This window comes from Nakamurella sp. UYEF19 (assembly GCF_040546275.1).
GTDB lineage: Bacteria > Actinomycetota > Actinomycetes > Mycobacteriales > Nakamurellaceae > Nakamurella.
Genome location: NZ_JBEPNO010000031.1, coordinates 46,469 through 57,864 on the forward strand (window position 1 = coordinate 46,469; position 11,396 = coordinate 57,864).

The following is an 11,396-nucleotide window of genomic DNA, read 5'->3' on the forward strand; positions in this document are numbered from 1 at the left end:
GATGAGAATACGGGGCGCCGCTGCGATAACAGGTTTGCGTCGATCCGCGAAATCCGGCCGTGATAGCCAGGTAAGGGGACTTTCGGCCCTGTTCTGCGAGCCGTTGCCGGCGGAGTATCAAGTTCATCACGATCAGAGGAGAAGGTCACGAAGCCCCGTCGGACCGGCCGCGGTAGAGCTTGTCGGCACGCGACCGCCACCGCGATCACGGCGCCGCCGACGCCGACCGGTTGATCGGCTCGACAGGGCCGCCGGCTCGGCCGTCACAGGCTTGAACTGTTGCTGTCTCTAGTGTCTGGAACCCCTCCATGAGCCCCGCACCTGCCCCCGCACCTGCCCCCGCCCGACCTGCCGCCGCGGCCGCCCGCACCATCGACCTGCGCAAGGTCTACGGATCGGGCGACACCACCCTGGCCGCCCTTGACGGCGTCAGCGTCGAATTCGGCCGTGGTCAGTTCACCGCCATCATGGGCCCGTCCGGGTGCGGCAAATCGACCCTGCTGCATTGTCTGGCCGCGCTGGACGACGCGACGTCGGGGCAGGTTTTCATCGGGGATGCCGAGCTCACCACGCTGAACGACAAGCAGCTGACCCTGATCCGGCGGGACCGCATCGGGTTCGTGTTCCAGGCCTACAACCTCGTTCCCACCCTGACGGCGATGGAGAACATCACCCTGCCGATGGACATCGCGGGCCGGAAGCCGGACCCGCAGTGGCTGAACACGGTGATCGGCACGCTCGGTCTGGCCGACCGGCTCGACCACAAACCAAGTCAACTTTCCGGCGGCCAGCAACAACGGGTTGCCTGCGCGCGGGCGTTGACCAGCCGACCGGACATCATCTTCGCCGACGAACCCACCGGGAACCTGGACTCGACGGCCAGCGCCGAAGTGCTGGCGTTCCTGCGCCGTTCGGTCCGGGAGTTCGGTCAGACCGTGGTGATGGTCACCCACGACCCGGCCGCAGCCGCCTACGCGGACCGCGTCCTGTTCCTGGCCGACGGCCGGATCGTCGACGAGATGACCGATCCCACCGCCGCTCGGGTCCTGGACCGGATGAAAAGCCCCGCCCCCACCCGCGGCCACGCGAGGGTCAGCTGACGTGCTCCACGCAACGCTGAAAAGCCTGCTCGCGCAAAAGCTCCGGATGGCGATGAGCACCTTCGCGATCATCCTGGGTGTCGCGTTCGTGTCAGGGTCGTTCGTCTTCACCGACACCATGAGCAACTCTTTCGGTGACATCTTCCGGCAGACGGCCCCTGATGTCACCGTGCGCCCCGCTCACGCCCAGGCCGCATCGGCCGGTGGCTTCACCGGCGCCGACACCCGGCCCATCCCGGCCGCGTTGGTCACCACCCTGGCCGCCCTGCCGGGCGTTTCGCTGGCCGGGGGTGTGGTGTCGGATCAGAGCACGTTCGTGATCGGCAAGAACGGCAAAGTGGTCGGCAGCGGAGGTGGCGCTCCGGGCATCGGCGACAACTACGACAGCGGGCCCGCCGCAGACGGTTCCGCCATCGTCACCATCACCTCCGGCACCGCGCCGGCCGGTCCGGGACAGGTGCTGCTGGACGACAAGACCGCGGCCACCGCCGGCTACGCCCTCGGCGACACCGTCCACCTGGTCACCTCCGGTAGACAACCGTCGGTCACCGCCACCCTGGTCGGCACGGTGCGCTTCGGACGGTCGGGCAATCTCGTCGGGGCCACCTTGGTCCTGATGGACACCCCCACCGCCCAGCGGCTCTACCTCGGCGGCGCCGATGCCTTCAATTCGGTCGCCGTCACCGGCGACGGGTCGCTGACCAATCAGCAGCTCAGCGACGAGGTGACCGCCGCCCTGCCCGCCGGCTTCGAGGCCGTCGACGACGAGCAGATCGCCGCCGAGAACCAGACCGCGATCGCCCAATCCTTGTCCTTCAGCAGCACCTTCCTGCTGATCTTCGCCGCGATCTCCCTGGTGGTCGGCACTTTTCTTATCCTCAACACCTTCTCGATCATCGTGGCACAACGGACCAAGGAACTCGCCCTGTTCCGGGCGCTGGGAGCCTCCCGCCGGCAGGTCACCCGGTCCGTGCTGGTCGAAGCACTCGTGGTCGGGCTGGTGGGCTCCACCGTCGGGCTGCTTCTCGGGTTTGTCCTCGCCCTGGGCCTGAAGGCCCTGTTCGGGGCAATCGGTCTGGATCTGAGCCAGGCCGGACTGGTCCTGCAATGGCGGACCGTCGCGGTTGCCTATGCCGTCGGAGTCCTGGTCACCCTGCTGGCCGCGTACGTGCCCGCCCGCCGCGCCGGTACCGTCCCGCCGATCGCGGCCATGCAGGACAACGCCGTCCTGCCCGAATCGTCGATGAAGCTGCGGATGCTCGCCGGCGGCCTGCTCACCGCGGTGGGCGCTGCGTTGATGGTGTGGGCGTTCCTCGCGGGCGGTAGCATTCCGCTGCTCGGCGGGGGTGTTCTGGCCGTCTTCCTCGGGGTGGTCATGCTGGGCCCGGTGATCGGCCGTCCACTCGTCACCGCGATCGCCAGTCCCTTTCCCCGACTCTTCGGGACGGTCGGGGTGCTCGCCCGCCAGAACGCCCGGCGCAATCCCAGACGCACCGCTGCGACCGCGTCGGCGTTGATGATCGGTCTCGCCCTGATCAGCGCCATGGCCGTCCTGGGTCAATCGACCAAGTCCAGCGTGGACGAGAGCCTGCGCACCGACCTCACCGCCGACTACGTCGTCTCCAACGCCACCCCCGCTCCGTTCTCCGCGACCATCGGCCCCAGGATCGCGGCCGTGCCGGGCGTCGCCGACGTCGTCGGCTTCCGGGTCACCGTCGCCGGCGTCAACGGCGTGCAGGGCAACGTCTCATCCTTCGACCCCACGGCGCTGCGCAAGGTTGTCGCCCTGACCGTGAAATCCGGTGACCTGGACATCGGTGACAACGGTGTGCTGGTGACCAGCACCAGAGCCGAGACCGAAGGCTGGAAGGTCGGCGACACGCTCATCATCGGTCTGCCCGCGGGCCCTCGGACGATGCCGATCGTCGGAATCCTCGCGCCCACGAGATTTCTCGGCGCAGACGTGGTGCTGCCGCCCGCCGCCCTCCGGACCGGCGGCATCACCGCGGCCGACACGCTCCTGTTCCTCACCCGGACACCGGGAGCGGACACCGTCACCGTGACCGCGGGCATCAATAGGGTATTGGCCGACCTGCCCACCGTGACCCTGCAGGATCAGAATGCGTTCGCCGCGACCACCAGAGCGTCGATCGACCAGATCATCGCGATCATCTACGCGCTGCTCGGGCTGGCCGTCATCATCGCGGTCCTGGGCATCGTGAACACCCTTGCACTGTCGATGGTGGAACGCACCCGGGAGATCGGGCTGCTCCGCGCCGTCGGGATGAGCCGACGGCAGCTCCGGTCGATGATCCGGCTGGAATCGGTGGCCATCGCCGTCCTCGGCGCAGTTCTGGGCATCGGGCTCGGATTGATCTTCGGAATCAGCCTGCAGCGGTCCCTGTCCGGTCAGGGCATCCAGGTCCTGTCCATCCCCGTCGCCCAACTCCTGGCCTTCGTCGTGCTGGCAGCGATCGTCGGCGTCCTGGCCGCCGTCCTACCCGCCCGCCGCGCCGCACGGATGGGCGTGCTGCGCGCCATCACAACCCAATGAGACAGATCAACTGCCCAGCAGGGATAGGACCGTCATGATCCGCATCGCCATCGCCGCGCTGTTCGGGCTGCACGGCATCATTCATCTCTTCGGCTTCCTCAAGGCATTCGACCTGGCCGCCATACCGCAACTCGCGCAGCCCATTTCACACCCCATGGGCCTGCTCTGGCTGGCGGCCGCGGTGCTTTGTCTGCTCGCCGCCGCGGCCATCTTCGTGGCGCCACGCTGGTGGTGGGTGCCCGGGGCGGTCGCGGTGGTGATCTCCGAGGTGGTCATCGTGTCCTCCTGGGGGGATGCCAAGGTGGGTACGGTCGCCAATGTGCTGCTGCTGATCGCGGTCGGGTACGGCTTCGCGTCGCGCGGCCCACTGAGCCTGCGCGCCGAATTCGAGCGCGACCTCGCACGTGCCTGGCCGCGCCCGGTGGCGCGCGGCCCGATCCTGGAGGGGGACCTCGCATTGCTCCCCGATCCGGTCCAGCGGTATCTCCGCCGGGCCGGTGTGGTCGGCCGGGTACCGGTGACCGACTTTCGTGCCACGTGGACCGGTCGGATGCGCGCCACTCCGGACAGCGCCTGGATGACGTTCACCGCGGACCAGTTGGACATCGTGGACACCCCGCAGCGTTTTTTCATGATGGACGCCAGGATGAAGGGGCTGCCGGTCGATGTCCTGCACGCCTTCGATTCCGAGGGCGCGACCATGCGGGTGCGGTTGTTGTCGATCCGTTCGATGGTCGACGCGAAAGGTCCCGCACTCACCCACGCCGAGACCGTCACGGTGTTCAACGATTTGTGCTGCCTGGCTCCGGGGGCGCTGCTCTCGCCCGATATCACCTGGCAGCCCATGGACGACCACCGTGTCACAGCCCATTTCACCCTGGGGATCAACACCGTGGCGGCCGAGCTGCATTTCGACGACGGCGGGGATCTGGTGGACTTCGTCGCCGACGGCCGCGGAGCCATGTCCGCCGACGGCCGTAGCATCACCCCGTTGCGCTGGTCGACGCCGTTGCGGGACTACGCGCAGGTGGGCCCGGCGCGGGTTGCGACCAGGGCCGCCGTGAACTGGCAGCCCGACTCCGGTACCTGGACGTACGGGGAATTCGAGCTCCTCTCGTTGGCGTACAACGTCGCGCGCCGGAACCGGGCAACACCGGAACGACGGGACCGGCCGAAGATCGGTCACAGCAACCAGACTCGATGACACCGTTGTCGCCCCGCCACCTCATCGACGGACCTGCCCAGACCCGGCCGGCGACACCGCACTGATGGAAGTCGCCGCGGTCGCAGCCACGCACCCGTGTCCCGCAACCGTCCGCTCTGTCGATCACCCTGGTCGTCGGCGAACTGGAGCAGGGACTCTGCGAGCCGGCCGATCGCCCTTCTTTCTAGGGACTTTCGCCTCCATCGGCAGGCAGCCGGCTTGGCGCATGCTGAATGTTCACGAAAGGAAAAGAATGATGAGCACTGTCAAGGACCAGCACATCAAGCACGCGGCTGTCACCCCAGAACCGCGAACGCCGCAGGATTCTGTGAAAGTTCAGGGACACGCGCTGGCCGCGAAAGTCAAGGAGCTGCTTCACGAAGGCAACGTCCGTCGGATCGTGGTCAAGAACGACGAGGGTCATACGGTGATGGAGATTCCGGTGACGGCCGGCATCGTCGCCGCAGTGGCGCTGCCCATCGTCACCGCCGTCGGAGCACTCGCGGCTCTGGCCAATGACTGGAGGATCGAGGTCCACCGCAAAGAGCCCGAGTGATCGCAAGGTGGGGCCTACGGCCCCACTCAGATGCCCGACTTCAACGCCCGCGGCATCGCAGTTCAGCTGGGCGGCGCGCCGGGGCCGGTCTCCGTCAGTTTGGTGCGGTCCTGCGCCGACGCGGCCCGATCGTGTTTGGAGTCGAGTCGGTCCAAGGCCGCGGAGCGTCGAGCGCTGAGCGCCACTCCGTAGTCGCCTTGCTCGGAGACGAACGCCGCCCAGCTGGCAACCTCATCCCGCTGGGCGGCGATCAGATCACGGGTGTCGGCGTCTTCATCTCGGTCGGCCGCACCGGCCAGGATGTGGCTCGCCTCGAGCTCGCGATCCGCTCGACCGGCTTCCTGTGCCGTTGCCCGCATCTCCCGTGCATCCAGCGCGGTGTCCCGCTCGTCTGCACGCTGGTCGCGTTCCGTCGCGTGGCGCTCGCGTCGTGCTAGTGCGTCCTCGATCCTCTTGTCCGCCTCTGATCGACTACTCGAATGTGAATTCATTGCAGTCCTTCATGATCGCGTTGGTGTGCTCGGCTCGGCCTACTGGATCAGCATCCCCCCTCCGTGGCCAAAGGGACAGCGAAACCCATGGCACATCGGCATGACCAGACATCCTGAGCGCCCCGGCTCGACCGGATCGCACCCTGCTGGTCAGCTGCGATGCGGTCATCAGCGGCCTGTTCTGGGCGACGACGTCACTCCCTGGTTGCTGGACGGGACTGCTCGCGCCACGCGCCGACGACCATCAACTCTGACAGAGTTGACCAAGCTCGCCTGCGTGGGTTCGTAGGACAGAATTTCCAACGGAGTTGACATGGACACGAACATCCCAGGCTCGAGCTCGCGCACGGTGGTCCTGGAGCTCGACGGTCTGCAGTGGGCGAGTGAGAAGAATGTGGCCGAGGCCGTGTTGGGACGACGGCCGGGTGTGGTTGCTGTGCAGGTGAACCCGGTGTCCCAGACTGCGACCGTGAGCTACGACTCCGCCCGCACCACGGTGGCCGACCTCGCCGGGTGGATCCGAGACTGCGGCTACCACTGCCGCGGCGAGTCTGTTCCCGACCACATCTGTCCAGCAGAGGGGGCCGCCGAGCATCGATCGACAGGTCCCGCCCCAACCCCCGCGACAGAGGACAGTGGCAACAGCGCTCATGCCGCAATGGGCGGCGCTGATCGCCTGGGTAGCCCGAGCGAGGTGATGGGCCACGGTGGTCACGGCGAGATGTCGATGGCCTCGATGATCCGGGACATGCGGAACCGTTTCCTGGTTGCTGTGGTGTTGGGTGCGCTCATCACGTTGTGGTCCCGGATCGGGCGTGACGTCCTGGGTTTCACAGTGCCGGCGCCTTTCGGGCTACGCGACGACGTCTTCCAACTCATTCTGAGCCTCCCGGTGGTCGGCTATTCGGCGGGGATATTCTTCGCCGGCGCCGTCAGGGCGCTCAGGGCGCACACCTTGGACATGATGGTGCTGGTGGCGGTGGCGGTCGGTGCGGGCTGGGTCTACTCGGTCGGGGTGACCCTGACCGGCGGGGGGGATGTCTTCTACGAGGCGGCCACCATCCTGACGGCGTTCGTCCTGTTGGGTCACTACTTCGAGATGCGGGCTCGTGGGGGAGCGAACGAAGCGGTCCGGGCGTTGCTCAAACTTGCTCCCCCGGTGGCGCTGGTGGTGCGCGACGGCGGAACCGTCGAGATCCCCACCGATCAGGTCGTCGTCGGAGACCTGTTGCTGGTCCGGCCCGGCGCGAAGATCGCCTCCGACGGAACCGTTGACGAGGGCGAGAGTGACGTCGATGAATCCACGGTGACCGGTGAGAGCCTGCCGGTGCACAAGGGTCCCGGCGACGAGGTGGTCGGAGCCACCATCAACACCACCGGCACCCTGCGGGTCCGGGCGACCAAGGTCGGCGCGGACACCGCCCTCGCGCAGATCGTCAAACTGGTCCAGGAGGCACAGAACTCCAAGGCACCGGGACAGCGCCTCGCCGACCGGGCGGCGTTCTGGCTGGTGCTGGTGGCCCTGATCGGTGGTCTGGTCACCTTCGTGGCCTGGCTGCTGGTCGGGCGTACCGCGGGCGAGGCGCTGCTGTTCGCGATCACCGTCGTGGTGGTGACCTGCCCCGACGCTCTGGGGCTGGCCACCCCGACCGCAATCATGGTGGGTACCGGCCTCGGGGCGGCGCGCGGCGTGTTGTTCAAGAACGCCACCGCCATCGAGACATCACAGAAGATCGACGTCGTGGTGATGGACAAGACCGGCACCCTCACCGTCGGCGCACCCGAGGTGACCGACCTGCTCGTGGAGGGCATGCCCGAGGCCGATGCTCTCGCGCTGATCGCCGCAGTAGAACGGGAATCAGAACACCCCCTGGCCCAGGCGGTGGTCCGCAGAGCCGACTCGGCGCAGGGTCGCCGTTGGGAGGCGGAGCAATTTGTCAGTGTGCCCGGGCAGGGCGCGGTCGCCACCGTGCAGGGTCGCCGGGTCGCGGTCGGCAACACCCGTCTGATGGCCGCGGAGCACGTCGATCTCGGGGTGCTGGGCGACCAACAGAGAGCCATCGCGTCCGGTGGGCGCACCGCCGTCATGGCAGCGGTGGACGGCCGCGCGGTCGCGGTGATCGGTATTGCCGATGCCGTTCGTCCGACGTCGGCGGCCGCCGTGGCCGAGCTTGCGCAGCTGGGGGTCGAAGTGGTCATGCTCACCGGTGACAATGCAGCTACCGCCCGACGGATCGCCGCCGAACTGGGTGTGACCACGGTGATCGCAGACGTCCTGCCGGGCGACAAGGCCGCGAAGATCGAGGAACTGATGGCGGCGGGTCGCCGGGTCGCGATGGTCGGTGACGGCGTGAACGACGCGCCGGCGCTGGCACAGGCCGATCTCGGTATCGCCATCGGGGCCGGAACGGACGTCGCGGTGGAAACCGCCGATGTGGTGCTGATGCGCTCGGATCCGCTGGATGTGGCGATTGCCCTTCGGATCGGGCGGGGGACGGTCCGCAAGATGAAGCAGAACCTCTGGTGGGCGATCGGCTACAACTCCGTCGCCCTGCCGATCGCGGCAGGAGTCTTCGAGCCGGCGTTCGGCTTGGTGCTGAGACCGGAGATCGCGGCCATCACCATGGCCGGATCCAGCGTGCTCGTCGCGGTCAACGCGTTGACCCTCAAGAGGCTGAAACTGCCCACAGCGACCCACACGACCCCTGCGCCGGCGATGACGCCGGCCGTGTCCGCTGCACCACCACCAGCCGTCGCCGGTTCCCCCGGCCAACAGGGCTGACATGCGGAACCCGGTCGAGCCGTGATCCCCGGTAAACTACCTTCCGCCCTTCTTGCCGCAGCCGCTGCATCGGGCCTCGTCCTGCTCGGGGGCTGCACCACCACTCGAGGACCGACGGCTGTCGGAGCTGCAGCCTCGGATCAATCAACCGTTGCTGCGGCGGCTGTGCCCAAAGCGGCGTCGCCGCAGAGTATTTCGCTGTCACGCCGGTCGACACCGAGCACCGCGGCCCCTCCTGTCCGTGAACCGGACGCCTCTTTCCCGACACGCTCGACTCCGCCCAGGGCCACGGGTATTTCTACTCGGACGTTCGAGGCCGGGCCGTATGGTCCGCACCTGCCGCAGGATGTCGAATTCGCCCAACAGATGCTCACCCATCACCGAGAATCCCTGGCGCTGGCCGCAGTGGCTGTGCGGCGCTCCGGCAACGAGCGCGTACGGACCATGGCGCGCCGCGTCGCCGCCCAACAGCTCCCGGAGTTCACCGAGATCAACAGCTGGCTCGCGGCCTGGACCCCGACTGCCGTAGCTACCGGAACAGCCGCGGTCACCACTGACCTGTGGTCACAGCTGAAACCGTTGAAAAGCCGCGATTTCGACCTCCGCTTCCTCGATTTGATGATCGATGCCCATCAGCGGGCAATCGGGCTCTCACGCCGGGAGATGATGAACGGCGCCAACCCGGCCGTACTGACGATGGCCGAGGCGATCATCGCGGCTCAAGGCCAGCAGGTCGCCGATTTGCAGAGGATGAAGGCGACTCCATGACCCCTGTGTTCAGGCCAGGGACAGGAGCATCCTCTCCATTGCCAGCGGTGTCGAGGCTGTCCTGTCCGCCGGATTCCAGCAGGCACTGTTCGAGCCCGATGGAGATGACAGCACATCCGGCATGGTCGATCGCCTTGCCGACGGCGGCGAGGACTTCGCTGGTGCCGGTTCCACCAGCGTCTGTCTCCTCGTCGTGAAGTGGGGAACGGCCCGCCCGAAAACCGTTGGCGCTGAACAGTCAGTGAGCCGCCGTGACCGGGGCGGCGTCGAGGGAGTCGAGTGCGGCACGCAGCCGCGTCCCGGCTTCGGCGGCCACGGCCTCGAGACCAGTGTTTCCGGTGAGGCCGACCATCACCTGCGGGTCCATCGCCTCGACTGCAGTCGATGCATCGCCCAGCGCCCGCACGACGACGTTGCACGGCAGTAGCAGTCCGATCGACGGCTCGGCCTGCAGGGCAGCGTAGGCCAGCGAAGGCCGGCAAGCACCGAGGATGATCTGCGCCGGGACGTCGACGTCCAGCTTGTTCTTGAGGGTCTGCTGGATGTCGATCTCGGTGAGGACTCCGAAGCCCACTCCAGCCAGAGCGCTCCGGACCTGTGCCAAGACGGAATCGAACGGTCGGGGGACCGTGGTGGTGAGGGCGTAGGACATGTTCTCTCCTGGGGTTCGACGGCCGGGTCGGGTAGTCGTCGATGGCCGGGTTCGTGCTGGATTCCAGCGCGGGCAGGGCCATCGACCGTCGTGAAGCTCACTATACCCCCAGGGGTATAGACCCGCAGTGTGCTGACCCCTCGAATCGAAGAAGTGAACCCAATGTGCCAAGCGGTGCCCCATCGACGGTGCGGGAAGAAATCAAGTGCCGAAGGTCATCGACGTCCTGGGCCGGCGCTCCAGCACGAGAGCCGTTGTGCCACATCTCTGCAGCGCAGAACATGGTGTGCTGGAGGAATGATCACCTCTTCGATGCCTCGGCGTTCCAGTGTCCTTTCCCTCTTGCTCCTGTTGGGCCTGTCGGTGGCCGGCTGCGGCAGCGGTCAAGCCGCCGGTAGCAGTCAGTCCGGTGCTCAGGGCGGCGCAGGAATGATGGGTGGGAACGCGACCAGCCAGCACGGCTATCCCGGCATGATGGCGGCGGGTCCGGGCTACACCTACTCGCCGGTGTCCTGCTCCGCCCCCAGTTCACTTGCCGGGCAACGGGTCGACGTCACCTTGGCCGACATGGGTATGACGGCGATGATGGGCGGCATCGCACCGATGGGCTCCCGCATGATGCTGAACGCCAGCCCGGCCACCGTCACTGCGGGCCAGGTCAGCCTGGTGGCATCCAACGTCGGGTGGCGCACCCACGAGCTGGTGATTCTCCCGCTGACCGAGGGCGCCACCGCCGGCCAACGGGTCGTCGGGCCCGACGGCAAGGTCGCCGAGAAGGGCAGCCTGGGCGAGGCGTCAGGTAGCTGCGCCGCAGGGGCGGGTCAGGGCATCACCGCAGGGCAGGTCGGCTGGGTGACGTTGACCCTTGCCCCCGGCCGTTACGAAGTGGTGTGCAACCTGCAGAACCACTACGCCGACGGGATGCACCAGGAATTCACGGTCAACTGAACAGCCGCCGACCTGAGCCGCCTGACCCGCGACGAAAGGATCTTGACCGTTGTGCACGAACAAGTCCAGGTGGATGTCGGAACCCGGCTTACTCTGGCCCGACTATATCGACAGAGATCTCGATCGCAGGAATTGTTCCTCTGTTCTCGAGCCAGTGTGCGGTGTTCCGGTCCTCTGGCCAGCCCACTCCTGGTCCGTAGTCCGTCGCGCCTACATTTCGGTGGTCGGTGATCGTTCCTTGCAGTATGAGGTCTATTCATAAGGCTGTGGCGAGTTGAAAGAATATCAATCCGCGAATAGCGTCCAGCGTGTCTTCGAAAGTTTCGACTGGGCGGCGGTAG

The 11,396-nt window shown here is 67.0% G+C and carries 9 protein-coding genes and 1 pseudogene; 7 read left to right on the top strand and 3 right to left on the bottom strand.

Translation table 11 applies throughout. The features are described from left to right. Positions 1-308: 308 nt before the first annotated feature. The 4 genes from ABIB25_RS26265 (at position 309) to ABIB25_RS26280 (ending at position 5,414) form a co-directional block, all read left to right on the top strand. Positions 309-1,100 (top strand): ABC transporter ATP-binding protein, encoded by a 792-nt coding sequence (locus ABIB25_RS26265; RefSeq protein WP_354531479.1) that lies wholly within the window; start codon positions 309-311, stop codon positions 1,098-1,100. 1 nt (position 1,101) lies between these two features. Further along, complete coding sequence (locus tag ABIB25_RS26270; RefSeq protein WP_354531480.1) at positions 1,102-3,654, top strand: ABC transporter permease; 2,553 nt, start codon at positions 1,102-1,104, stop codon at positions 3,652-3,654. Between the two features lie 34 nt (positions 3,655-3,688). Further along, entirely contained in the window at positions 3,689-4,858 is a 1,170-nt protein-coding gene (locus ABIB25_RS26275) for a DUF6544 family protein (protein WP_354531481.1), read from the top strand. Positions 4,859-5,114: 256 nt separating this feature from the next. Next, on the top strand, positions 5,115-5,414 hold the full coding sequence (locus ABIB25_RS26280) for a DUF4342 domain-containing protein (protein ID WP_354531482.1): 300 nt from the start codon (positions 5,115-5,117) through the stop codon (positions 5,412-5,414). A gap of 62 nt (positions 5,415-5,476) precedes the next feature. Here the strand turns inward: ABIB25_RS26280 and ABIB25_RS26285 are convergent, their stop codons facing one another. Continuing rightward, the gene (locus ABIB25_RS26285) at positions 5,477-5,905 is read right to left on the bottom strand and encodes a hypothetical protein (RefSeq protein ID WP_354531483.1); all 429 of its coding nucleotides are present in this window, start codon (positions 5,903-5,905) and stop codon (positions 5,477-5,479) included. 313 nt (positions 5,906-6,218) lie between these two features. Between ABIB25_RS26285 and ABIB25_RS26290 the strand changes: the two genes are divergently transcribed. Together ABIB25_RS26290 and ABIB25_RS26295 are read left to right on the top strand one after the other, a co-directional pair. Further along, the gene (locus ABIB25_RS26290) at positions 6,219-8,687 is read left to right on the top strand and encodes a heavy metal translocating P-type ATPase (RefSeq protein ID WP_354531484.1); all 2,469 of its coding nucleotides are present in this window, start codon (positions 6,219-6,221) and stop codon (positions 8,685-8,687) included. A gap of 165 nt (positions 8,688-8,852) precedes the next feature. Next, the gene (locus tag ABIB25_RS26295) at positions 8,853-9,455 is read left to right on the top strand and encodes a DUF305 domain-containing protein (RefSeq protein WP_354531489.1); all 603 of its coding nucleotides are present in this window, start codon (positions 8,853-8,855) and stop codon (positions 9,453-9,455) included. A gap of 238 nt (positions 9,456-9,693) precedes the next feature. Here ABIB25_RS26295 and ABIB25_RS26300 read toward each other — a convergent pair whose 3' ends face one another. Next, the gene (locus tag ABIB25_RS26300; RefSeq protein ID WP_354531485.1) at positions 9,694-10,107 is read right to left on the bottom strand and encodes a DUF302 domain-containing protein; all 414 of its coding nucleotides are present in this window, start codon (positions 10,105-10,107) and stop codon (positions 9,694-9,696) included. Between the two features lie 297 nt (positions 10,108-10,404). Between ABIB25_RS26300 and ABIB25_RS26305 the strand changes: the two genes are divergently transcribed. Then, positions 10,405-11,055, top strand: a complete 651-nt coding sequence (locus ABIB25_RS26305) for a hypothetical protein (protein WP_354531486.1) — start codon at positions 10,405-10,407, stop codon at positions 11,053-11,055. 88 nt (positions 11,056-11,143) lie between these two features. On the opposite strand, the pseudogene ABIB25_RS26310 reads toward ABIB25_RS26305, so the two are convergent. Next, positions 11,144-11,302 (bottom strand): annotated as a pseudogene (locus ABIB25_RS26310) (cupin); the annotation flags it as partial. Between the last annotated feature and the right edge of the window lie 94 nt (positions 11,303-11,396).